Genomic DNA, 24635 nt, shown 5'->3' on the forward strand with positions numbered 1-24635 from the left:
AGCCTAGAAACTCGCCTTGCTGGTCTTCAGGAGAATGTTGGTTTCGGTCGAGTTGATGCCGTCGACGAGGCGTATGCGGCGAAGCGTCTCGTCGAAGGAGACGAGGTCGCGGTCTTCGAGCTCCGCGACGAAATCCCATTTTCCGTTGGTGCTGTGAAGCGCGCGCACCTGCGGCAGGCCACGCAGCTGGGCCGCCACCTTGTCGGCCAGCTTGCCGAGCACCTCGATCATGACGATGGCCCGAACGCCGGCCGAACGTGTCTCGTGACCGGTGCGGATGGTGAAGCTGGCAATCGTGCCGTTTTCGACCAGCCGGTCGATGCGTGCGGCAACTGTCGCCCGCGAAGCCCCTGTCATCGCCGCAAGCGACGAGACGGAGATTCGCGAATTGTGCCGAAGCGCGCTCAAAAGCTCGTTATCGAGATCGTCCACGGTTTCACTTTGTCAAATTAGCTTTATCAATCTGCGCAATCATAATCCATTTCTGACATTTTTCCATCTATTTGCCGCCGCCACTTTATCCCACTATCGGCCAAAACAGGCCTCAGAACGGAGCCCTCGGAATGGAAGTACAATCTCGATCTGTCGCTCTTATCGGTGTTCCCCTTGAAGAGGGTTCTGGTCGTAGAGGCGCGGGCATGGGGCCGACTGCATTGCGCATTGCGGGCATCGACAAGGCGCTGACCGATCTCGGCCACACTGCTGTCGACATGGGTGATCTCAGCATTGTCCCGGCCAGGGATCTGCCCAATCATCCGAAAGCGCATAATCTCCGCATCGTCGGCGCCTATACGCGCGCGCTCGAAGCAGCCACCTATGATGCGGCGAAAGCCGGCCACTTCCCGCTGATCCTTGGCGGAGACCACAGCCTTTCCATGGGTAGCGTCTCAGGCATGGCGCGTTTTGCTGCCGAAAAGGGCCGCCCGCTCTTCGTGCTGTGGCTCGACGCCCATTCGGATTTCAATACGCCCGAGACCTCTCCGTCGGGCAATATTCACGGCATGCCCGTCGCCTTCTTCTGCGGTCTGGCGGATTTTGCAGAGATCCTGCCTAAAGAGCGTTCATTCGTCGATCCGAGGAAGATCTTCCAGGTGGGCATCCGCTCGGTCGATGCCTCGGAGCGAGTAGAAATCCGCAAGCATGGCGTCAATGTCTTCGACATGCGCTCGCTCGACGAACAGGGCGTGGCTGTGATCCTCCGCCAGATCCTGGAAACGGTCGAAAGGGCAAACGGCCTGCTGCATGTCAGCTTTGACGTCGATTTCCTCGATCCCGATTTTGCGCCGGGCGTTGGCACCACGGTTCCTGGTGGCGCGACCTTCCGGGAAGCACATCTGATCATGGAGATGCTGTCCGACAGCGGGCTCGTCTCTTCGCTCGATCTCGTCGAGCTCAATCCTTTCCTTGATGATCGCGGCAAGAGCGCCCGCATCATGGTGGAGATGACGGCAAGCCTCTTCGGTCGCCGCATCTTCGATCGTCCTACGCGCGCCGCATAAGGGAGAACCGGCCATGAACACCTCGTCGAACCTCATCGCCACGGAACAGCGTCTTGGAGCCAATAACTACAAACCGCTGGATGTGGTGCTGACGCGAGGGGAAGGTGTTCATGTCTGGGATACGGATGGCAAGCGCTACCTCGATTGCCTCTCGGCCTATTCCGCCGTCAATCAGGGCCACTGCCATCCGAAGATCCTTGCCGCCATGGTCGAGCAGGCCGGCCGCCTGACGCTCACCTCGCGCGCCTTTCGCAACGACCAGCTCGCCTATCTCTACGAGGAACTGGCGGCGCTGACCGGCTCCCATAAGATCCTGCCGATGAATTCAGGCGCAGAAGCCGTCGAGACCGCCATCAAGGCGGTTCGCAAGTGGGGTTACGAGGTGAAGGGCGTGCCGGAAGGCCAGGCGGAGATCATCGTCTGTGCCAATAATTTTCATGGCCGTACGCTGAGCATCATCAGCTTTTCCACCGATCCTGACGCCCGCACTGGCTTTGGGCCCTATACGCCCGGTTTCCGCGTCATTCCCTTCGGCGATGCCGAAGCCTTTGCGGCAGCGATCAATGCCAATACGGTCGCAGCACTGATCGAGCCGATCCAGGGCGAAGCCGGTGTCATCATTCCGCCTGCCGGCTACTTCACCCGCGTGCGCGAACTCTGCACGGCAAACAACGTCACACTCATCCTCGACGAGATCCAGACCGGCCTCGGCCGCACTGGCAAGCTACTGGCCGAGGAGCATGAGGGCATCGAAGCCGACGTCACGCTGATCGGTAAGGCGCTTTCGGGCGGCTTCTATCCGGTCTCCGCCGTTCTTTCGAATTCGGAAGTCCTGGGCGTGCTCAAGCCTGGCCAGCACGGCTCGACCTTCGGCGGCAATCCGCTTGCCTGTGCGGTCGCCCGCGCGGCCCTGAAGGTGCTGACCGAAGAAGGAATGATCGAGAATGCCGAAACGATGGGCGACTATTTCCTCGACGGTCTGCGCTCCATCCGCTCCAACATCGTCAAGGACGTGCGCGGCCGTGGCCTGATGCTGGCTGTCGAATTGGAGCCAGAGGCCGGTGGCGCCCGGCAATATTGCTATGCACTGAAGGATCGCGGTCTCCTCGCCAAGGACACGCACGACCACACGATTCGCTTCGCGCCGCCGCTGGTCATCACCAGGGAACAGGTCGATTGGGCGATCTCGCAAATTGAAAGAACAATAACCTAAAGTAAAGTTGGCGATTATCGTTGCAACCGGTACTAATTACTTTCAGGTAAAACCGGATTTTATCTGCCAAAATCCATGGGAAAACTATCAAAAACCGATCCTAAATGGATTTGGTTACTCATTTTTAATCAATAAAATTATATTTAATTGATGCGATTAGAGCTTGGTCCCGCATCTTAGGAGCCAACGAGCGGGATTCACGAATGAATTGAGCCGATCCGCCGCGTTTGCGAGGCAGGAGGGACTTTCAAGTATTGTCGGATATACTGCAGTCTTACTGCGGTTCCGTCATACCCGAAATCCGAACCATTCTCTGAGAATCGGCTGGTTGCCATCACACATCGGGGGATTGGAATGTCATTGTTTTCGCTGGGTGCGACGCCGGATTCACGTGCAATCGTCACAGCTCTCATGAAATCGCAGGCGACGATTGAATTCGACCTGCAAGGAAAGATCCTGAACGCAAACGAGAATTTCTGCCGTGCGCTGGGCTACAAGATCGGCGACATTGTCGGCAAGCATCACAGCATCTTCTGCGAGCCGGATTATGTCGCCTCCCCGGCCTACCGGGAGTTCTGGCAGAAGCTTGGCAGGGGCGAATTCGACGCCGGTGAATACAAGCGCATCGGCAAGGACGGACGCGAGGTCTGGATCCAGGCTAGCTATAACCCGCTGATGTCGGGCGGCAAACCCTACAAGATCGTCAAACTGGCAAGCGACGTGACCGCCGCCAAGCTGAAAGCCGCCGATGCCGAAGGCAAGATCGCTGCCCTCTCGCGGGCTCAGGCCGTCATCGAATTTACGCCGGACGGCGAGATCCTGCAGGCGAACGACAATTTCCTCGCGGTCATGGGCTACCGGCAGGAGGAGATCCGCGGCAAGCACCACAGCATATTCTGCGAGCCGGCCTATGTGCGCTCCGAAGCCTATGCGCAATTCTGGAAGAAGCTTGCCGCCGGCCAGTTCGTCGCCGAGGAATTCATGCGCATCGGCAAGGGCGGCAAAGTCGTCTGGATCCAGGCATCCTATAACCCTATCTTTGACATGAGCGGCCGGATCTTCAAGGTCGTCAAATTCGCGACCGACGTCACTGAACGCGTCCGTGCTGTCGATGATCTGGCAACCGGCTTGACCGCGCTCGCCGAGGGCGATCTGACGAAGCGGGTCGAAAATCCTTTCCCGCCCGCGCTGGAGAAGGTCCGCACCGACTTCAATGCCGCGATCGACAGGCTCGGCAGCGCCATGCGCACGGTTCTCCACAATGCCGAGGCGATCGCCAGCGGTGCGCGCGAAACGAAGGAAGCAGCCGACGTGCTGTCCAAACGCACCGAACAGCAGGCCGCAACCGTCGAGGAAACCGCCGCCGCACTCGATGAAATCACCCAGACCGTTGCCGACAGCGCCGGTCGCGCCGCCGAAGCAGGCGGGCTTGTCGCGGAAACGAAGCGCGGCGCGGAACATTCCGGCAGTATCGTCCGTAAGGCGGTCGACGCCATGGGTCAGATCGAGAAATCCTCGCGTGAGATCAGCAATATCATCGGCGTCATCGACGAGATCGCCTTCCAGACCAACCTGCTGGCGCTGAACGCGGGCGTCGAGGCAGCCCGCGCCGGCGAGGCGGGCAAGGGTTTTGCAGTCGTCGCCCAGGAGGTGCGCGAACTCGCACAGCGCTCGGCCAGCGCCGCCAAGGAGATCAAGGCGCTCATTACTGCTTCCTCGGAGCACGTGAAAAGCGGCGTCGACCTTGTCGGCCAGACCGGCCAGGCACTGGAACGGATCGTCAGCCAGGTCGGCAATATCGACGTCAACGTCACGGCGATCGTCGAGTCCTCGCGCGAACAATCGACCGGGCTTGTGGAAATCAACAAGGCCGTCAATATCATGGATCAGGGCACGCAGCAGAATGCCGCCATGGTGGAGGAGACGACAGCGGCAAGCGCCCGACTTTCGTCCGAGACTGAAAACCTTCGCAATCTCGTCTCACAGTTTAGATTTGGGCAACACTCTTACGCTAATGTTGTCGATAACCGTAACGATGCTTCGCCAAGTGCAAAGCCATCGCGTGGTGTGAAGGCAAAGCTCGTCCGCGCCAATGGTGGCGCATCCGCTTCTGCCCTGGCTTATGACAGTTGGGAAGAATTCTAATGGCCACGATCAACTCTACTAGCTTCAGCGGCGACACGCTCGAAATCATTGCCTTCCGCCTGCACGATCAGGAATTCTGCGTGAAGACCACGACCATCCGCGAAATCCGCGGCTGGGCGCCGTCAACGCCGATCCCCCACTCTCCGGCAGATGTCATCGGTGTCATGAACCTGCGCGGTTCGGTAATCCCGATTATCGACCTCGCCTACAAACTCGGCATGAAGGGCACCGTCGCCAACGAGCGTAGCGCCATCGTCGTCGCCGAAGTGCACAGTATGGTCATCGGCATGCTGGTCGACCGCGTTTCCGACATCCTGACAATCTCTTCCAGTCAGGTACAGCCGGTTCCGGAAGTGACCGCTTCCTTCGACCGCGCTTTCTGCGAAGGCATCATCGCTTCCGAAAACGGCATGATCTGCTTCCTGAACCTCGCAAAGATGTTCAAGGAGAACGAGACGGACGAGTTGGCCGCCTGATCGCCGCATAGAATGGCATAATGAAGAACCGCCCTCACAGGGCGGTTTTTTATTGTTCGGGCTTCCTGTACATGCCTGCGGTATAATTTTTCATCCATAAATACATATTTATTAGCACAAACTTCTATACCTAATATTTACCGTCTCCTAATTATCATTGGTTGTGAAGCATCAACCGTACACGATTTCTGATAGGCGAGAAATTAGAGCCGTTGCCCGGCTATCTTTTTTCGCGCCGCAAGCCTGTGCCTGTTTGGTCTTCGGTTTCAAGGGGCTGGGCGCAACCCATGCGCTCCCATTAGGAGGGGACGGGAATGTTTGGTTTAGCATCCGATTCGAAATACATTCTTGAGGCCATTTCCAAATCGCAGGCAATCATCGAATTCGACCTGACCGGAAATGTACTGACCGCGAATGAGAATTTCTGCAGGGCACTCGGTTACAGTCTGAACGAAATTGCCGGCAAGCATCACGGCATGTTTTGCGATCCAGCCTATACGGCAACCTCGGCTTATCGCGACTTCTGGGCCCGCCTGGGTCGTGGCGAATACGATGCCGGTGCCTATAAGCGCCTTGCGAAGGGCGGCCGCGAAATCTGGATCCAGGCGACCTACAACGCCGTCTTCAAGCATGGCAAGCCTTTCAAGGTGGTGAAATTTGCCTCCGACATTACCGAGGCAAAGAGGCGCGCCGTCGAGGATGCCGGTAAACTCGATGCCATCTCGCGCTCGCAGGCGGTGATCGAGTTCACCCCCACTGGCGAAATCCTCACGGCCAATCAGAACTTCTGCAATGGCCTCGGTTACTCGTTATCCGAGATCGTTGGCAAGCATCACAGCATGTTCTGCGATCCAGCCTATGCCCGCAGCGACGAATACAAGCAATTCTGGCCGCGGCTGGCAAAGGGTGAATTCATCGCCAACGAATTCGTCCGCTACGGCAAGGGCGGCAGGGAGATATGGATCCAGGCCGCCTACAATCCGATCGCAGATGCGGATGGCCGGATCTACAAGGTCGTGAAATTCGCAACCGACGTGACACAGCGCATGAGCGCGATTTCCCTTCTTGGCACTGCGCTGCGCCAGCTTTCCGAAGGCGATCTGACACGGACCCTGGACTCGGCATTCGTGCCTTCGATGGAGCAATTGCGCCACGACTTCAACACGACGATCGACAGGCTCTCCGAGACGCTGAAGACGATTGGCGAGAACACCACTGCGATCGCCGATAGTTCTCGCGAGATCGGTTCTTCTGCCGACTCCTTTTCCAAACGCACGGAACAGCAGGCCGCTTCCATCGAGGAAACCGCAGCAGCGCTCGAGGAGATCACAACCACAGTCAACGATTCCAGCCAACGCGCCGGCGAGGCCGGTCGCCTTGTCGCCCAGACGAAGCACAGCGCGGAGCAATCCGGCACCGTCGTACGCAAGGCAGTCTCGGCCATGGATCAGATCGAGCAGTCCTCCCGCGAGATTACCAACATCATCGGCGTGATCGATGACATCGCCTTCCAGACCAACCTCCTGGCGCTGAACGCGGGTGTCGAAGCCGCCCGTGCCGGTGAAGCCGGCAAGGGTTTTGCCGTTGTCGCCCAGGAGGTCCGTGAACTCGCGCAGCGATCGGCAAGCGCTGCAAAAGAGATCAAGGCGCTGATCAATACATCGAGCGAACTGGTGAAAAACGGCGTCGAGCTGGTGGGCCAGACTGGTAAAGCGCTGGAAGAAATCGTCGTTCAGGTCGCCAACATCAATTCAAACGTCGCAGCCATCGTCGAAGGCTCGAAGGAACAGGCAACTGGTCTCAAGGAGATCAATCAGGCCGTCAACACCATGGATCAGTCGACGCAGCAAAACGCTGCCATGGTAGAGGAAAGCACGGCGGCCAGTCATAACCTCGCTGTGGAAGCCGATGCACTTCGCACCCTGCTCACACAATTCAAGCTCCCCGGCGGAAATATCGCGGCCAGGCAACATGCAAAACCGGCCAGTTCCCCGACGTTGCATCTTGTTTCCCGTGTCGCCAGGGCTCACGGTGCAGCAGCACCGGCTGCCGAAAGCTGGGAAGAATTCTAGACCAGGCTTGTTCAACCGTCTCTTGCCATCTGGGAAGGGCAGCGTGAGCTTTTCATAGCGCCGCCCATTGGCCTCGGTATGAACGCTTCGGCGGATGGCCCGGTGGCGACGCCAGTCTCGTCAGCCCTGCAGATGGTTCTTGCGGTGAATTGATCCTTCAAGAATCGGGCGGGGAAGCATGCCTCCCGCCCGATATCATCCGACTGCAGTTCTCCCGCGCTCCCGCAAGGAGATCTTTTTAACCGAACAATGCCAATGTTGCCTTCAACGTCACCCAGACGCCCCAGAGCAAGGGAATGCCGACCACCGCCCAGGCAAGCGCCGCCTTGGCGTCGAGACCACCCGTGCCGATGCCGAATGAGCCGATGGGACCAGCATTGGCCGCAGCGCTCTTCGCCTGAAGCGCGGCGACTTCCCCATCCGACATGAACCATTTGTCGGAGAGCGGCCGGACGAAGGCATTGGCAATCAAACCGAGCGCCAGCATGCAGGCAAGGATATACATCGTCCCTGTATATAGCGCCGGTCCGGGCGCCACGCCGGCAGCGATCTGCGCTTCGCGGATATAGTTGACGACGACAGGGCCGACGATGCCGGCTGTTGCCCATGCCGTCAGCAGACGGCCGTGGATGGCCCCGACGAACTGCGTGCCGAAAATATCTGCAAGATAAGCCGGGATGGTGGCGAAGCCGCCGCCATACATTGACAGGATGATGCCGAAGGCAAGCACGAAGAGGGCCTTGTTGCCCATATCCGCCAGTGTCGGAGCGGCAGCATAGAGCAGGATGCCCAGGATGAAGAACGTATAATAGGTGTTCTTGCGGCCGATCTTGTCTGACAGAGAGGCCCAGAAGAATCGGCCGCCTATGTTGAAGAGGGACAGCAGACCGGCAAAGCCGGCAGCAATGGTCGCAATCGACGCCTTCTGGCCGGCATCGAGCTGTGCAAAGCCGACATCCGGCAGGCCGATAAGCGAACCAGCGAAGATTTCCTGCAGCATCGGCGAAGCCATGCCGATAACGCCGATACCGGCTGACACGTTGAGGCAAAGCACCGCCCAGATGAGCCAGAACTGCTTCGTCTTGTGTGCATTGCGCAGATGCACGTGTTTGGTGGTGATCATCGTGCTTTTGGCGGCAGGCGGCGTCCAGCCTTCCGGGCGCCAGCCGGCCGGCGGGATGCGGTAGCCGAAGGCGCCGCCGATCATGAAGACGAAATAGATGGCCGCCATGACGATGAAGGTCTGCCAGACGCCGACGGACGTATCCGTCTTGAAGCTGTTCATCAGGAGGTTGGCCAGCGGGGCACCGATCATTGCACCGCCACCGAAGCCCATGATCGCCATGCCGGTCGCCATGCCACGCCGATCCGGGAACCATTTGATGAGCGTCGACACCGGCGAGATGTAACCGAGACCGAGACCGATTCCGCCGATCACGCCCGCACCGACCCACATGATCCAGAGCTGATGAGAAAAGACACCGAAAGCGGCGATGACGATGCCGCCGCACCAGCAGCACGCCGAAACGACACCGGCCTTGCGCGGGCCCACCCGCTCCAGCCAGCCACCCCAGATCGCAGCGGACGATCCGAGCAGCACGAAGAACAGCGTATAGATCCAGCCGAGATCGGCAACACGCCAGTCGCAGCTGGTGGTGAACAGTGCCGAAACAAGCGTCAGGTCCGGGCAGGCGGTCGATGCCGTGATGCCGAGGGATTTCGAGAGTGGCAGCCAGAACACGCTGAAGCCATAGGCCATGCCGATGCAAAGATGGATGGCAAGTGCGGCCGGCGGCACGAGCCACCGATTGAAACCGGGCCTTGCGATAATCCTTTCGCGATCCAGCAGGCCCGTGCCCGCCAGGATGCCGCCTGAACTTGTATCCGCTGCAGTCATGAACAACTCCTCCTTGATTCAGACTTTGCTGTCATGGGCGCATGCGCAGGCGAGTTGACCCCGCCTCCCCTCTTTCATACGCCGATGTTGGTTTATCGAAGCGGCTGTTCTGCCGGTTCCGGTTTGCGGATCAGGGGCATGGCCTGCAGCACGAGTGCGTCGAGGCCGTTATCTTCCTTTTCCAGAATTTCAAACAATTGCCGCCGCATGCGCGGCTCCCAAAATTTGTTGATATGCGTGGCGACCCCCTGCGCAGCCTCGCTTTCAGGCTGGGTCTTGAAGAAGGTTGCGATCTGGTTTGCCATGTAGACGAGCTTGGTCTTGGTATCATGCGACATCGGCGATACTTCCGGGCGAAAGGCGATGCGGGTGGGTGAAAATCTCAAAATCCTCGCCACGCACCAGAGCGATCAGCGTCATCCCGGCTTCCTCGGCCGTACGGATGGCAAGTGCCGTTGGCGCGGAAATGGCGATCAGGACGGGCGCGCCGAGGATTGCCGACTTCTGAACCATTTCGACGGACAGTCGGCTGGTGACGGCGACAGCGCCGGAAGCCCCTTTTTCACCGGCTCTGATAACTGCGCCGCATAGCTTGTCGAGCGCATTGTGCCGGCCGACATCCTCGCGCACGGCGATCAACCCCTTGCCGGGGATGTAGAAGCCGGCCCCATGAACCGCTCGAGTCTCACGATGCAGCGGTTGGGACTCGTTGAGCAGCGCGATCGCCTTGATGATATCGGCATGCGAAAGCGGCAGCTCAGCCTGGGAAACGTCGGGAACCGTGCGAACCGCCTGCTCGATCGACTCGAGACCACAGAGGCCGCAACCCACAGGTCCCGCCATGCTACGACGCCGCGCCCTCAACGCATCCTCGACATCGTCGAGAAGCGTCACCTGAACATCGATACCTTTCTCATCCTCGACGATATCGATACTTGCGACCTGGCTGCGATCGGTAATGATGCCTTCCGTCAGGCTGAAGCCGACGGCAAAATCCTCGAGATCGTCAGGCGTGCCCATCATGACCGCATGCGAACTGCCACCATAGGAAAAGGCGATCGGCACCTCCTCCGGCACGATACGCTCGCCCCGCATCATGACACCACCCTTCCGGGCGACCTCCTTGACGGCTACACGAGTAGACCTTTCCGTCATTACTCGGCAGCCTCCATCTTGCCGGCGATGCGGCGGGACTGGCGAGCCTGCTCGTCATATTCGATCTGCCAGTCGGACGGACCATTAGAGGGCGAGACCTGCACTGCAGTGACCTTGTATTCCGGGCAGTTTGTCGCCCAGTCGGAGAAGTCTGTCGTGATGACGTTGGCCTGCGTGTCCGGATGATGAAAGGTCGTGTAGACGACGCCGGGTGCTACCCGGTCGGTAATCAACGCACGAAGTGTCGTGTCGCCGGAGCGGCTGCCGAGCTTTACCCAATCGCCATCGCGGATACCGCGCTGTTCGGCATCATGCGGATGGATTTCCAGCCGATCTTCGGAATGCCAGACCACATTGTCGGTACGGCGCGTCTGCGCCCCGACATTGTACTGGCTCAGGATACGGCCGGTGGTGAGAAGCAACGGGAAGCGCGGGCCAGTGCGCTCATCCGTTGCCACATATTCCGTGCGGATAAACTTGCCCTTGCCGCGCACGAACCCATCAACATGCATGATCGGCGAGCCGAGCGGGTGCGTCTCGTTGCAAGGCCACTGAACCGAGCCCATCTTTTCAAGATAATCATAGGAAACGGACGCGAAACTCGGCGTCGTCGCAGCAATCTCGTCCATGATCTCGGATGGATGCGCATAGTGCCAGTCAAGGCCCATGGCCTGAGCGAGCTTCTGCGTCACTTCCCAGTCGGCATAGCCGTTGCGCGGCGTCATGACCTTGCGCACGCGGTTGATGCGGCGCTCGGCATTGGTGAATGTGCCGTCCTTTTCCAGGAAGGTCGAGCCGGGCAGGAACACATGCGCGTAGTTCGCCGTCTCGTTCAGGAAGAGATCCTGCACGACGACGCATTCCATGGCCGCAAGACCGGCAGCGACATGCTTGGTATCCGGATCTGACTGGAGAATGTCCTCGCCCTGGATATAGAGGCCCTTGAAGGAACCATCGACGGCGGCATCCAGCATATTCGGAATGCGCAGGCCAGGCTCGTTGTTAAGCTTCACACCCCAGAGCTTTTCGAAGATATCGCGCGTCGCATCGTCGGAGATGTGACGATAGCCGGGAAGCTCGTGCGGGAAGGAGCCCATGTCGCAGGAGCCCTGCACATTGTTCTGGCCACGCAGCGGATTCACGCCGACGCCGGGGCGGCCGATATTGCCGGTTGCCATGGCGAGGTTGGCGATCGCCATCACGGTCGTCGAGCCCTGGCTGTGTTCGGTTACGCCGAGGCCGTAATAGATTGCACCATTGCCGCCTGTTGCGAAAAGCCGGGCGGCACCGCGTACGTCTTCCGGCTTCACGCCGGTGAATTTCTCGACGGCTTCCGGGCTGTGCTGCGGTTCCGCGACGAAAGCGGCCCAGTCCTCGAATTCCGACCAGTCGCAGCGCTCTCGGATGAACTTCTCGTCGTAAAGGCCTTCAGTCACAATCACATGCGCCAGCGCCGTCATGACAGCGACATTGGTGCCGGGCTTCAACGGCAGATGGAAGGATGCCTCCACGTGCGGTGAGCGGACGATATCGATGCGGCGCGGATCAATGACGATGAGTTTGGCGCCCTGCCGCAGCCGTTTCTTCAGCCGCGAACCGAACACCGGATGGCCATCGGTCGGATTGGCGCCGATGATGACGACGACATCGGATTGCTCGACGCTGTCAAAATCCTGCGTGCCGGCCGAGGTGCCGAAGGCCTGGCCCAATCCATAACCCGTCGGCGAATGACAGACGCGTGCGCAGGTATCGACATTGTTGTTGCCGAAGCCGGCGCGGATCAGCTTCTGGACGAGATAAGTCTCTTCGTTCGTGCAGCGGGACGAGGTGATGCCGCCAATCGCTTCACGGCCATACTGATACTGGATGCGGCGGAACTCTGAGGCCACATGCGCATAGGCCTCATCCCAGGTCACTTCACGCCAGGGATCCGTCACCTTTTCGCGGATCATCGGATTGAGGATGCGGTCCTTGTGCGTCGAGTACCCATAGGCAAAGCGGCCCTTGACGCAGGAATGGCCGCGGTTTGCCTGGCCATCCTTCCACGGCACCATGCGCACCAGTTCCTCGCCGCGCATTTCCGCCTTGAAGGAGCAGCCGACGCCGCAATAGGCGCAGGTCGTGACGGCTGAATGTTCCGGCTGCCCGATACGGATGACCGATTTTTCCGTCAATGTCGCTGTCGGACAAGCCTGAACGCAAGCGCCGCAAGAGACACATTCCGATTCGACGAACGGCTCATGCGCACCGGACGAAACGCGTGAACCAAACCCGCGTCCTTCGATCGTCAGCGCGAAAGTGCCCTGCACTTCCTCGCAGGCGCGGACGCAGCGGGAGCACACGATGCACTTCGATGGATCATAGGTGAAGTACGGGTTGGACTCGTCCTTCGGCAGCCATTTCAGATTGATCTCGCCATTGTTGCGGGCCTTGACGTGGTTGTCGCCCTCATAACCGTAACGAACATCGCGCAACCCGACGGCGCCTGCCATGTCCTGGAGTTCACAGTCGCCATTGGCCGCGCAGGTCAGACAGTCGAGCGGGTGGTCGGAGATATAGAGCTCCATGACGCCGCGGCGGATATTCTTCAGCCGTTCGGTCTGGGTATGAACTACAATGCCTGAAGCTACCGGCGTGGTGCAGGAGGCAGGCGTACCGTTGCGGCCGTCGATCTCGATGAGACAGAGGCGGCAGGAGCCGAAGGCATCGACCATATCGGTCGCGCAAAGCTTCGGCACCTGAATGCCGGCCTCCATCGAGGCGCGCATGATCGAGGTTCCCTCCGGAACGGTTATCTGGCGGCCGTCGATGGTCAGCGTCACCATCGTTTCGGATTTCGAAGCCGGCGTTCCGTAGTCGATTTCGTGAACAAGAGACATGGTCTATTCCGCCGCTTCAATGAGAGGAGTCGGGGCAAAATCTTCGGGAAAGTGCGTCATGGCGCTCATGACTGGATAGGGCGTGAAACCACCGAGCGCGCAGAGCGAGCCGAACTTCATGGTGTTGCAAAGATCGGCGAGCAGTTCGCGGTTCTTTTCCGGTTCGATGCCCTGGGCGATCCTGTCGGCCGTTTCAACACCCCGTGTCGAGCCGATACGACAGGGCGTACACTTGCCGCAGCTTTCCACCGCACAGAATTCCATCGCAAAGCGCGCCTGCTTCAGCATGTCGGCCGTATCGTCGAAGATGACGAGACCGGCATGGCCGATCAGCCCGTCCCTAGCGGCAAAGGCCTCGTAGTCGAACGGCGTATCGAAAAGCGCCTTCGGGAAATAGGCGCCGAGCGGCCCGCCCACCTGCACCGCCTTCACCGCCCGGCCCGACGCCGTGCCGCCGCCGATCTTTTCGACGATATCGCCGAGCGAAAGGCCGAAGGCAGTTTCATAGAGACCACCATATTTCACATTGCCGGCGATCTGCAGTGGAATGGTGCCACGCGAACGGCCCATGCCGAAATCACGATAGAAGGCAGCTCCCTTGTCCATGATGACGGGTACGGAAGCGAGCGAGATGACGTTGTTGATGACGGTCGGACAGTTAAACAGGCCCTTATGCGCCGGCAGCGGCGGCTTGGCGCGCACGATGCCGCGCTTGCCTTCGAGGCTGTTGAGCAGCGCCGTTTCCTCGCCGCAGACATAGGCGCCCGCACCCGTGCGGATTTCCATGTCGAAGACCTTGCCGGAGCCGAGCACCGAGCTGCCTAGAATCCCGGCCTTGCGGGCGATTTCCACCGCCTCCGTCATCGTGGCGATCGCATGCGGATATTCCGAGCGCGTATAGACGAAGCCTTTCGTGGCACCGGTCGCAAGGCCCGATATCGCCATGCCTTCGATGAGCACGAAGGGATCACCTTCCATGATCATCCGGTCGGCGAAAGTGCCGCTGTCGCCCTCATCTGCATTGCAGACGATGTATTTGCGGGAACCGGCTGCATCGAGCACCGTCTTCCATTTGATGCCGGTCGGAAAGCCCGCGCCGCCGCGACCGCGAAGACCGGAATCGGTGACCTCCTTGACGATATCGGCGGCCTGCATGGAAACCGCACGACGAAGGCCCGCAAAGCCGCCATGGGCTTTATAATCGTCAAGAGAAAGCGGATCGGTAATGCCGCAGCGAGCAAAAGTGAGACGGGTCTGGCCTTTCAGGAACGGGAGGTCCTCGACATCCCCGAGACAGAGCGCATGCGCCCCGCCGTCCATCAATCCCGCGTCGAACAGGCCGGTCACATCCTTCGCCTTGACTGGCCCATAGCCGATCCGCTTACCAGAAAGCTCGATCTCGACCAGCGGTTCCAGCCAGAACATTCCGCGCGAGCCGTTGCGCACGACAATCGCATCGAGGCCGCGGGCTTCGATCTCCTGGGTAATCGCCTTTGCCACCTTCTCGGCCCCGAGCGAGAGCGCTGCGGCATCGCGCGGAACATAAATCTTCACGGTCATCGGCGCGCCTCCTCGACGAGTTCGCCCGCCAGTTCGTCATCAACCCGGCCATGCACTTCGCCATCGAACATGACGGCCGGTGCGCAGGCGCAGAGGCCGAGACAGTATACCGGCTCCAGCGTGACGCTGCCATCAAGGGTCGTCTGATGGAAATCGATACCGAGCATCTGCTTGACGCGCTCGGCCAGCGCGTCCCCGCCCATCGACTGGCAGGCTTCGGCACGACAGAGCTTCAGCACGTGCCGACCGGCGGGATGATCACGATAATCATGATAGAAGGTTACAACGCCGTGGACTTCGGCGCGGGAAAGATTGAGCTCGTCGGCGATAACAGGCAGGGCTTCCTGCGGTATGTAACCGAACTCGCCTTGAACCTGATGCAGAATGGGGAGCAGCGGACCCTCGAGGGGACGAAGATCGGCAACAATCGAGCGGACGCGCTCGGCTATATCGCGCTCAGCGATACGAATGTTCATCAGCAGCCCTCCCTACGGCTTGCGTGTTCAAAAACCGCAAATCCTCCCCATGTCATTGCGATTTCTGGGGAACTGTCTCAGGGAAGTAAGCTGCGATCAATAAAGCAGTCGCGTTGTTCGATAGTTTTTTTCTATCAAAGTTCCGCGTCTTCAACGAGTGTTCTCGCTTCATGCAACAAAGCGGAGACGAGCGGCGTAAAGGGTTCACGATAGGGAGCAACCAGCCCGACGAGATGGTGCGCCTCCGGCTCGATGATGGGGATCATCCGGATCTCCACAGGAAAACCAAATGATTTCGCGACGTTGCGCGGCATGATGCTGGCCCAGCGGCCGGTCCGTACATGCGAAAAAAGCACGATCATCGAGTTCGATTCGAGCGTCGGATGCACCGTCGCGCCGGCTTCCGTCAAATGTCGGTTAATGATGCGCCGGTTCTGCATGTCGGCCGTCAATAGGCAAAGTCGAAGATCGCCCACTTCACGCCATGTCACATCATCGCGATCCGAAAGTGGACTACCAGCGGCAGTGATGAGATTGTAGCGTTCGGCGTAAAGCGGCACCGAGGTAACGCGGCCAAGCGGCTCGTTTTCCAGATAGGTGATGCCAGCATCGATCTCGAGATTTTCGAGCATGCTCAGGACCTGCAGCGAGTTGCGCGAGACGATGGAGAAGGTGACGTCGGGATGCCGTTCCTGAAAGGGCGTAGTGATTCGCGACAGCATGGCGAGCGCTGTCGGAATTGAGGCGAGACGCAGATGACCGGAGAGACCCTTGCGGGCAGCACGCATTTCCTCGCGCATGGTGCGCGTATCGCCGACGATGCGCCGCGCCCATTCCAGCACACGCTGCCCTTCCGGGGTCAATCCCTGGAAACGGGAGCCACGCTGCACCAGCATGACGCCGAGCTGATCCTCGAGCTGGCGGATAGCGGCCGAAAGCGTCGGTTGGGAAACGCCGCATTCCTCCGCAGCACGACCGAAATGTTTCTCGTTGGCGAGTGCAATGAAGAATTCCAGCTTGTCGATCATCCGGCCTCCCTGCCGAATTCGGGATGAGGCCTATCTTTGCGGCTTGCCGGCCGCTTCGCAAGAGCTGGCGGGTTCAGTCCTTCTCGGCAACCGGAAAGAGACTGAAGAGTGATTCGAGAAAAGCCAGAATGCTCTCGTTGCCCATGCTGTAGTAGACGAGCCGCCCTTCGCGCCGCGTATTGACGAGGCCTTCGAGCCTCAGCCGCGCAAGCTGCTGAGACACCATAGCCTGCTGTATACCAAGGATATCCTCGATCTCCCCGACGGTCCTTTCCCCTTCCGACAGGATACAGAGAATGAGAAGTCGGGTCTGATGGGCTAAAGCCTTCAGGAGATCGCTTGCCTCGTGGGCTTTGTCAGCAAGCTTCTGCAAGTCCTGGCCGGTCATGCCCGGCTTCGGTTTAGGCAATGGCATTTGCTTCTCGGAAGGAGGTAATAAGGTAGATCAGTACACTATCATATTCGCAGAAGCGAATTGGTCAAATGTGGCGAAATACCAAAAAAAGTCCAAGCAAATCAGCAAATAAGCTGGCCGCCATTGATCTCTAGAACTTGACCGGTGATGTAGCCGGAGAGCGACGGGGCAGCCAGGAAGAGATAGGCAGGCGCGCAATCTTCTGCTGTTCCGAGCCGTTGCAGCGGAATAGACTTCCGGGCCTGCTCCAGTTTCTCGCGAGATGAATAGCGTGCATGGAAATCGGTTTCGATCGTGCCGGGTGAGACACAATTGACTCTTATAGCGTCAGGCGCGAGTTCCCGCGCCAGCGCCTTCGAATAGGTCGCAACGAAAGCCTTCGATGCGGAATAGATTGCAGAACCAGGACTTCCGCCCGTCAGCGCCGAAATCGAAACCGTATTGACGATGGCGGCGCCCTGCGCCGCCCGCAACGCGGGAAGCAGCGCCCGCGTCAACTCCACCACCGACGTCTGGTTGAGTCTCACGATGGTCTCGTAATCGGCATCGGTGAGCTCTCCGGCCGGAAAGCGGCCATGCATGGTGCCGGCATTGTTGACCAGCACATGCACGGCGTCGAAGAACTCGAGCGCTTCCGCCGCAAACTTCGCCGCCCCGCCCGGATGCAGGAAATCCGCCGGCAACAGCAGGGCGCGGCGCTCCGATTCGGCCGTCAGAAGAAAATCCGGCAGTTCGCGTTCTCCATCACGACCTGTGTGGACGAGTACGCGCGCACCGCAATCCAGAAACTGGCGGGCAATTTCCAGGCCGATACCCCGACCAGCCCCCGTGACGACGACATTGCGGTTCTCGAACAGTTTGGGATGAAACACGAAGCCCTCCTCCTTGCGGGACCGGCCCCGCCGCTTGCGCTATCAGGGCCTAACATATGCGGCCATCAGCTAAAAGAAAGCCCGAAGGTCTAAGCACCCAGGTCCAGAAGCCGCGCGCCGGCGCCTTCCTTACCGAGAACGTCGAAGGGATTGCGCAGTGGACAGGCGTCGATAGAGAGGCAACCGCAGCCGATGCAACTCGTCAGATGATCACGCAGCAGGCTCAGTCGCTTGATACGAGCATCGAGATCATCTTTCCAGAGCGCCGACAGCCGCTGCCAGTCCTCGACTGTCGGCGTACGACTCTGCGGCAGCGTTTCGAAGGCAGTCTGAATTTCGGCAAGCGGGATGCCGACGCGTTGCGCCACCTTGATGATGCCGAGACGCCTAAGAACGTCGCGGCCGTAGCGGCGCTGGTTGCCGCGGGTGCGGATGCTGGAGATCAGCCCCTTCGTCTCGTAGAAATGCAGGGCAGAGACAGCAAGTCCGCTTCGCTCTGCCACCTCGCCCACCGTCAGGAGCCTGCTCAGGGAGAATGCCGAATTCTGCTGCATGGCCTATTGACCTCAATGTTAGTTGAGGTTTTATAGACTGCGCTCCAGAGGCCGTAAAGCCGACACGAGAAGGAGCAATGCATGCAGAAACCCATGAGGCTTGCCGTCATCTACGGCAGCACGCGTGAGGGACGCATCTGCGACAGGGTGGTGAAATGGCTCGAAAGAGAGCTGGCCCGCTTTCCGCAATTCGAGATCGACATTATCGATCCGCTGGCATTTTCATTGCCGCGAGAGCATGTACCACATCATCCGGAGGCAAGACGGCTTGCTGACAGACTCCATCAGGCCGATGGCTTCATCCTCGTCACACCGGAATATAACCACAGCTTCACCGCTTCCCTGAAATTCCTCATCGATCTCTTCGCTGAGCCCTGGCACGGCAAGCCGATCGCTTTCATCTGCTATGGCGGCGTCTCCGCCGGATTGCGCGCGGTCGAACAGCTCCGCCTCGTCTTTGCGGAGCTTCACGCAGTCACGATCTGCGATGCCGTCAGCTTCAGTTCCCCCTGGCGCCGTTTCGACAATGAAGGCCGGCTGCAGGATCCAGAGGATGCGTTGCGCCGGCTTTCCCGAATGATGGCCCTGTTGCAATGGTGGACTGAGGCGCTGATCGCTGCCCGCAGCGACACTCCTTATGCCGGCATCGCCGCCTGAGACAACGATATCCGATTCCGTTTCTGGCAGGTACGGAACCGGCTGGGCACCCGGACAGGACCTCCGTCCGGGTGTTCCCCTCCCCTGACACTTGACAGCTGCGTCCGAACTGCCATCGCCCTTTCCGACCGTGTAGCCGGATAGGAATTTTACGGTTGCGGTATCGCAGGCCCGGTGCTAGCTTCCGCCACAATTTCACGGGGGAGCTCCGAATTGCCGGGGCTGAGATGTGAGGCGCATGCCTCCGGACCCTTCAAAGCTGATCTGGGTAATGCCAGCGGAGCGAGGTCCAAATGTTTTCCGGCGCACAAGTGTCTCTATATCCGATGTCCGGCAATTTCGTCGGCATCATCCTTGAAGCGATCAAGGCTCTCGATCCCTATCGTGATCGTCTTCGCATCGAAACCGACGATATTTCCACACTGATGGTCGGCCCGCCCGACGTGCTGTTTGCCGCCATGCGCGACCTCTTCGTCTCTGCTGCCGCAAGCGGCGAGCATTGCGTATTGTCCGCCGCAATCTCGCGGGGCTGCCCCGGCGAACCGGATGATGCGATCTGTGGCGCCGGCCTGTCTTCCAGCCGATCCGAGCCGCTCGCCGAGCGAGTGGAAGCCGCGATTGCGGCGGTCAAGGACACCACAGAAACCGGCCAGCCAACGGCCGCCCAATTTTCTCTGTACGTTATGGGAACGGGCACCCATATGGACGAGATCTATGGCTGCATCGATTTCCTGAAGCGCTCGGGCACATTCGACCGCTCCAAGAATTTCTGCACCAAGCTGCGCGGCGATGCCGGCGCGATCTTCGCGACCATCCATGAAGCTTTCTATCGCTTCGGCGATCCCGAAGGCCATGTAACGCTGGATATCACGGTCTCCGCGAACAGCCCGAGCAAAGCCTGAGACGCCTGACGGCAATGACCCTAGCGAAACCGGATTCGACATTTGCGCCGCTGAGGCGGGCCTTGCCCGCCATTCTTGCTGTGGCCGCCTTCCTGGCTGTTTGGGAGCTCTATGTCGACTTCTCCGGCATCAAACCCTCCATTCTTCCCTCGCCTTCGCGCATACTCACGCAGGGCTGGGTGAACAGGCAGGCCCTGCTCGACAATACCTGGCCGACGCTCAGCGCAACACTCGGCGGTTTTGCCCTGTCGCTGGTCTTCGCCTTCGCCTCGTCCGTGCTGATGGATTTCGTGCCCTTCATGCGCCGCGCGCTGCTGCCGCTCTTCATCGTCAGCCAGACACTGCCGCTGGTGGCAATCGCGCCTTTGGTCGTGCTGTGGTTCGGCTTCGGGCTGCTGCCGAAACTCCTGCTCGTTGCCCTCGTCACCTTCTTTCCGCTGCTGGTCGCCCTGTTGCAGGGCTATGAATCGACAGACGGGGATATCGCCGAGCTTCTGAGTTCCATGAAGGCAAGCCGCTGGCGCATCTTCCGCCTGGCACGGCTTCCCTCCGCCATGCCCTTCTTCTTTGCCGGCCTTCGCATATCGATCACCTATGCGGTCGTCGGTGCGATCTTCGCCGAATATGCAGGCGCTGCCCGTGGCCTTGGGATCTACATTCTCAATGCCAAGAACAATTTCCGCCCCGATCTCGTGCTCGCCGCCGTTGTCGTCAGCGCCCTTCTGACACTTTGCCTCTTCGGCCTTGCGCTGGCGATCCAGCATCTCGTCATGCCTTGGCAATCCTCGGCGGAGAAACGCCGATGAGCGGTATGCTGCAGCTGAAGAACATCTCGAAGTCCTTCGATGGCATGGAAGTGCTGAAGGATATTTCTCTCCATATCGCCAGAGGCGAATTCGTCTCGATCGTCGGCCCCTCGGGTTCCGGCAAGTCGACGATCCTCAGGCTGCTGACGCAGGCGCTTCAAGCCGATAATGGTGACATTTTCTTCGACGGCACCCCGCTCGCGCAAGCCGCTCACGCCTTCGCCTTCATGCCCCAGCGCGATGCGTTGATGCCGTGGCGAAGCGTCATCGACAATGCAATCCTCGGCCTCGAAGTACATGGTATGCGCCGCAGCCAAGCGCGCGCCGCAGCCGCCCCCCTCTTTGAGCGCTTCGGCCTTGCCGGCTTCGAAAACCACTACCCCGCAGCTCTTTCAGGGGGCATGCGCCAGCGCGCCGCCCTGCTGCGCACCGTGATCCAGCGCCAGGACATGCTACTGCTCGACGAGCCCTTCGGCGCACTCGACGCACTGACCCGCACGCAGATGCAGGAATGGCTGCAGGGTATGTGGACGGATCACCGCTGGACAGCCCTTCTGATTACCCACGATGTGCGGGAAGCCGTCTTCCTGTCCGACCGCATCTATGTGCTTTCCGCTCGCCCCGCAACGGTAGTCAGGGAATTCGAGGTACCACTCGCGAGGCCGCGTACGCTTGCCGACCTTGGTTCCCCGACTGCTCAAGCGATCGAAACCGAAATTCTTCAAACACTGCTGCATCCGCAAAGAACCTGAGGAGGTCCTGATGCTTCTCACCCGCCGACAGACCCTTTTTGCCGCCATGGCCGCAAGCCTTGCCGGCCGCACCGCCTTCGCCCAATCCACCGCCAAAGCGCGCGTCGCACTCGACTGGACACCGAACACCAATCACATCGGCATCTATGTCGCCAAGGCGAAGGGTTTCTATGAGGCTGCCGGCCTCAACGTCGAAATCCTGCCTTATGCCGATACCAGCGCCGGCACGCTGGTCGCAAACGGTGTCGCCGATTTCGGTATCTGCGGAGAGATCGAGACTTTCACCCAGCGCGCCGCCGGTGCGGATGTGAAACTTGTCTACGCCGTGGTGCAGACGGAAACCGGCAGATTGATCTTCAAGGGCGGCCGCGACGACATCAAGAGCCCCCGGGATTTGGACGGCAAGACCTATGGCGGCTTCGGCGGCGCATGGGAGGAAGCGCTCGTCTCCTCGATGATCCGCAACGACGGCGGCAAGGGCACAATCCAGAACGTTACCCTCGGCACCTCGGCCTATGAGGCACTCGACAATGGCGCCGTGGATTTCACGCTGGAAATCTACACCTGGGAGGGCATTGCCGCCCAACTCGAGAACCGGCAGGTCGGCCGCTGGCGTTATAGCGATTACGGCATTCCCGACGAGCAGACGACCGCGATCGCTTCGAGCGATGCCTATCTTGCGGCCAATCCGAAAAACGCCCGCGCATTCGTCCAGGCGACGCTGAAGGGTTACGCCTATTCGGTCGAGAACCCGGACGAAGCCTGCGATCTCCTGATTGCCGGCAGCAATGGCGCACTGCTTAACACCGACCTTGTCAAGGCATCGCAGAAGGCCCTTGTCGAGGGGCATTTCCTTAAGGGCGAAAACGGCGCGATCGGCACCATCGATCCGGCCAAGGCGGAAGCGATCGGCACCTTCCTGTTCGATCATGGCATCCTCCTCGATGCCAACGGTACGGCACTGAAGGAAAAACCCGACTTTTCCGCCTACTACACCAACGATCTCCTCGGCTGAGGCGAGCCGCCCTTGCGGGCAGCAGCTTTCCGCTGCAAGGTCCCGCAAGGAGCGAGGGAGTGACATGCAGCAGCAGAACCGGGTGGCCGGGGCGGATTTCTTGCGCGCAGCCGCCTGCTTGCTCGTCCTCATCCATCATCTCATTTTGCGCATCGACCTCACCAAACTCGGCGAAGGATCGCGGCCGACGCTGACTGCCTTGCGCTTCGGCAATTTCGGCGTCGCCATCTTCTTCATTCTCAGCGGATTCCTGCTGGCCTTGCCGTTCTGGCGCGCCCTTGACGCCGGTGGTGCCATGCCCGACCTGCGCATCTATGCACTGCGTCGCGCGACCCGCATCGTACCCGGCTATTGGGTGGCTTTGACCGCGGGCTTCATCCTGAGCTTCACGCTGCTTGAATTTGCGCTGACACCGGAACTCCTTATGCGCTATGCCAGCGGTCTCTTCTTCATGAGCCAATGGCACTGGCGCACCTTCTTTCCTGTCGAAGGGAACGGCCCGCTCTGGTCCATATCCTTCGAAGCGACGAGCTATGTGCTGCTGCCGCTTGGCTTCCTCTGGCTTTTCGCCATCCCGGAAAAACGCCGATCGCCGCTCGTGACGCGCCTTGCCTGGCTCGGCATCATTGTCGCAGCACTGATCGGCCATGAAACCTTCCGTGCGCTTGCCCCTCCCAATGAGATTGACCGTGGCTGGCAGTATGGCATGCATGGCGGCGCGAAGGAGTGGATGCCCAACTACAATCCAATCGGCTTCTTCGCCGTTTTCGCACTCGGTTCACTCGCAGCCGGCATTCAGATCCTGCTGGCGCGAAAGCGTCGGATCTGGTTCGACATTATTGCATTTGCCTGCCTTGTTGCAGCCGGCTTCCAGCTACCGCTTTCGACAGGCGGACCTTGGGAAGCCTATGGATGGCTCGGAATCCCCTATGCCTTTCCGCTTTTTCCGGTTCTGATCGCTGTCGCCCTTGTGTCGCTCTCACGCTCCGTGCTGCTTGCGGCACTGCTGGACAATGCCTTCATGCGTTTTGCTGCAACCATCTCCTTCGGCATCTATATCTGGCAGGACATCGTGCTGACTTCGATGCAGACGATCTCTCCGGCCATATTCGGGATCGGGAAAGACGATCCGTTACGGGATTGGTTTATCGGCTGCACCTTTGCGACGGTGATCATTTTTCCTATAGCAAGCCTCAGCTATTTCCTTCTCGAGCGGCCGGCAATACGACGCGCCGCACGCATAACGCGCAAGAATTCAGCCATTAACGCAATATAGTTAATTCGAAGCCAGCCAAAATATCCGGGACATATTTCGAAATACTCCCAAATTTGGCCCCGTTAGGGTTACGAAAACATTAAGCAAGCGGGTGACAAATCGATCCTGTCCATGTATTTGTGCCGGCGCGATGCAATATGAGAGTATTCCCACGGACGTTGCTTAATGAACGTGTTTACTTCAAACAAGCTTCAAGAGACGGTTTTCTCTGCAAAAACAGTGAAGATGAAGGCTCTAGAGGCAGCGAATTCCAATATTCGCCAGCCCGACAGCTTTGTCTCGTTGGATGGGCGAAACCGGCTTCAGCTTGGTTTGAAAAGAGCTTTCGACATTTTCGGGGCAACCAGCGCCCTAGTCATCCTGTTTCCGGTTCTTCTGACCATTGCGCTTCTCATCGTGATCGATGACGGCGGACCGATATTTTTCCGGCAGATTCGCTGGGGCCTGAAGGGCAGCAAGATCACCGTCTACAAGTTCCGCTCCATGCGGACGGACCTCTGCGATCCGACCGGCATCGAACAGACCGTCAAGGGCGATCGGCGCGTAACGCGGATCGGCGCCTTCCTGCGCAAGACCAATATCGACGAGCTTCCCCAGCTTCTCAACGTTATCAAGGGCGATATGTCGCTCGTCGGGCCCCGATGCCATGCCATCAACATGCGCGCAGCCGGCATGCTCTACGAAGAGCTGGTGCCCGAATATCATTACCGCCATCTGATGCGGCCGGGCATTACCGGCCTTGCCCAGACGCGCGGCTGGCGCGGCCCGACAGAGCGCCCGACAAAGGCACGCGCCCGCATCGCCAGCGATATCTATTACATCAGAAATTTCAGCCTCTGGCTGGATATGAAGATCCTGTTCGGCACACTGCTGTCCGAACTGCGCGGTGGCACCGGCTTCTGAAAAGCCACTTCAAGTGACTTCCAGGACGTGCGGCGAAAGCCACCTCTTTTCGTTTCAATGTCCGGTATGATACCCGCAGCCTT

Annotated in this window: 23 protein-coding genes and 1 riboswitch; of the genes, 12 read left to right on the plus strand and 11 right to left on the minus strand. The window is 59.4% G+C overall.

What is annotated here, in order from left to right:
* Positions 1-3: 3 nt before the first annotated feature.
* Entirely contained in the window at positions 4-432 is a 429-nt protein-coding gene (locus AC1DNW_RS06705; RefSeq protein ID WP_113308243.1) for an Lrp/AsnC family transcriptional regulator, read from the minus strand.
* Positions 433-563: 131 nt separating this feature from the next.
* On the opposite strand from AC1DNW_RS06705, the gene rocF reads away from it, so the two are divergent.
* The 5 genes from rocF to AC1DNW_RS06730 all read left to right on the plus strand — a co-directional run bounded on the left by rocF (position 564) and on the right by AC1DNW_RS06730 (position 7405).
* Positions 564-1499 (plus strand): arginase, encoded by a 936-nt coding sequence (gene rocF, locus AC1DNW_RS06710; protein ID WP_113308244.1) that lies wholly within the window; start codon positions 564-566, stop codon positions 1497-1499.
* 13 nt (positions 1500-1512) lie between these two features.
* Positions 1513-2712 (plus strand): ornithine--oxo-acid transaminase, encoded by a 1200-nt coding sequence (gene rocD / locus AC1DNW_RS06715; protein ID WP_113299128.1) that lies wholly within the window; start codon positions 1513-1515, stop codon positions 2710-2712.
* Positions 2713-3066: 354 nt separating this feature from the next.
* Positions 3067-4857, plus strand: coding sequence for a methyl-accepting chemotaxis protein (locus AC1DNW_RS06720; protein WP_113308245.1), 1791 nt, complete (start codon positions 3067-3069; stop codon positions 4855-4857).
* Complete coding sequence (locus AC1DNW_RS06725; protein ID WP_113299130.1) at positions 4857-5333, plus strand: chemotaxis protein CheW; 477 nt, start codon at positions 4857-4859, stop codon at positions 5331-5333. The genes AC1DNW_RS06720 and AC1DNW_RS06725 overlap by 1 nt, the downstream gene beginning before the upstream one ends.
* Positions 5334-5647: 314 nt before the next feature.
* Positions 5648-7405 (plus strand): methyl-accepting chemotaxis protein, encoded by a 1758-nt coding sequence (locus AC1DNW_RS06730; protein WP_113308246.1) that lies wholly within the window; start codon positions 5648-5650, stop codon positions 7403-7405.
* A 238-nt stretch (positions 7406-7643) separates the two neighbouring features.
* Here AC1DNW_RS06730 and AC1DNW_RS06735 read toward each other — a convergent pair whose 3' ends face one another.
* From AC1DNW_RS06735 to soxR, 10 genes are all read right to left on the minus strand, one after another.
* Positions 7644-9302: an OFA family MFS transporter gene (locus AC1DNW_RS06735; RefSeq protein ID WP_113308247.1), complete on the minus strand. Its 1659-nt coding sequence runs from the start codon at positions 9300-9302 to the stop codon at positions 7644-7646.
* A gap of 92 nt (positions 9303-9394) precedes the next feature.
* Positions 9395-9640, minus strand: a complete 246-nt coding sequence (locus AC1DNW_RS06740) for a formate dehydrogenase subunit delta (RefSeq protein ID WP_113299133.1) — start codon at positions 9638-9640, stop codon at positions 9395-9397.
* Positions 9630-10457, minus strand: a complete 828-nt coding sequence (gene fdhD, locus AC1DNW_RS06745; RefSeq protein ID WP_113308248.1) for a formate dehydrogenase accessory sulfurtransferase FdhD — start codon at positions 10455-10457, stop codon at positions 9630-9632. Before fdhD ends, AC1DNW_RS06740 begins: the two co-directional genes overlap by 11 nt.
* Entirely contained in the window at positions 10457-13336 is a 2880-nt protein-coding gene (fdhF, locus tag AC1DNW_RS06750) for a formate dehydrogenase subunit alpha (RefSeq protein WP_113308249.1), read from the minus strand. Before fdhF ends, fdhD begins: the two co-directional genes overlap by 1 nt.
* Positions 13337-13339: 3 nt before the next feature.
* Positions 13340-14896: a formate dehydrogenase beta subunit gene (locus AC1DNW_RS06755; protein WP_113308250.1), complete on the minus strand. Its 1557-nt coding sequence runs from the start codon at positions 14894-14896 to the stop codon at positions 13340-13342.
* Entirely contained in the window at positions 14893-15372 is a 480-nt protein-coding gene (locus AC1DNW_RS06760) for a formate dehydrogenase subunit gamma (protein WP_113299137.1), read from the minus strand. Before AC1DNW_RS06760 ends, AC1DNW_RS06755 begins: the two co-directional genes overlap by 4 nt.
* A 134-nt stretch (positions 15373-15506) precedes the next feature.
* On the minus strand, positions 15507-16400 hold the full coding sequence (locus AC1DNW_RS06765; RefSeq protein WP_113299138.1) for a LysR family transcriptional regulator: 894 nt from the start codon (positions 16398-16400) through the stop codon (positions 15507-15509).
* Between the two features lie 73 nt (positions 16401-16473).
* Entirely contained in the window at positions 16474-16815 is a 342-nt protein-coding gene (locus AC1DNW_RS06770; RefSeq protein ID WP_113299139.1) for a metalloregulator ArsR/SmtB family transcription factor, read from the minus strand.
* A 101-nt stretch (positions 16816-16916) separates the two neighbouring features.
* Positions 16917-17687 (minus strand): SDR family oxidoreductase, encoded by a 771-nt coding sequence (locus AC1DNW_RS06775; RefSeq protein WP_113299140.1) that lies wholly within the window; start codon positions 17685-17687, stop codon positions 16917-16919.
* 89 nt (positions 17688-17776) lie between these two features.
* Positions 17777-18241, minus strand: a complete 465-nt coding sequence (gene soxR, locus AC1DNW_RS06780; protein ID WP_113299141.1) for a redox-sensitive transcriptional activator SoxR — start codon at positions 18239-18241, stop codon at positions 17777-17779.
* Between the two features lie 81 nt (positions 18242-18322).
* On the opposite strand from soxR, the gene AC1DNW_RS06785 reads away from it, so the two are divergent.
* The 7 genes from AC1DNW_RS06785 (at position 18323) to AC1DNW_RS06815 (ending at position 24552) form a co-directional block, all read left to right on the plus strand.
* Positions 18323-18898: an NAD(P)H-dependent oxidoreductase gene (locus AC1DNW_RS06785; protein WP_113308251.1), complete on the plus strand. Its 576-nt coding sequence runs from the start codon at positions 18323-18325 to the stop codon at positions 18896-18898.
* A gap of 189 nt (positions 18899-19087) precedes the next feature.
* Positions 19088-19201, plus strand: a riboswitch (TPP riboswitch).
* Entirely contained in the window at positions 19192-19800 is a 609-nt protein-coding gene (locus tag AC1DNW_RS06790) for a YkoF family thiamine/hydroxymethylpyrimidine-binding protein (RefSeq protein ID WP_113299143.1), read from the plus strand. (Overlaps the previous riboswitch by 10 nt.)
* 14 nt (positions 19801-19814) lie before the next feature.
* Positions 19815-20606: an ABC transporter permease gene (locus tag AC1DNW_RS06795; RefSeq protein WP_113308252.1), complete on the plus strand. Its 792-nt coding sequence runs from the start codon at positions 19815-19817 to the stop codon at positions 20604-20606.
* Positions 20603-21358 (plus strand): ABC transporter ATP-binding protein, encoded by a 756-nt coding sequence (locus tag AC1DNW_RS06800; protein ID WP_113308253.1) that lies wholly within the window; start codon positions 20603-20605, stop codon positions 21356-21358. The genes AC1DNW_RS06795 and AC1DNW_RS06800 overlap by 4 nt, the downstream gene beginning before the upstream one ends.
* A 7-nt stretch (positions 21359-21365) precedes the next feature.
* On the plus strand, positions 21366-22373 hold the full coding sequence (locus AC1DNW_RS06805) for an ABC transporter substrate-binding protein (RefSeq protein WP_113308279.1): 1008 nt from the start codon (positions 21366-21368) through the stop codon (positions 22371-22373).
* A gap of 64 nt (positions 22374-22437) precedes the next feature.
* On the plus strand, positions 22438-23649 hold the full coding sequence (locus AC1DNW_RS06810) for an acyltransferase family protein (RefSeq protein ID WP_113308254.1): 1212 nt from the start codon (positions 22438-22440) through the stop codon (positions 23647-23649).
* 165 nt (positions 23650-23814) lie between these two features.
* Entirely contained in the window at positions 23815-24552 is a 738-nt protein-coding gene (locus tag AC1DNW_RS06815) for a sugar transferase (protein ID WP_113308255.1), read from the plus strand.
* The last annotated feature ends 83 nt before the right edge of the window (positions 24553-24635 follow it).

The sequence above is a fragment of the Rhizobium sp. 05L429 genome (assembly GCF_056397645.1).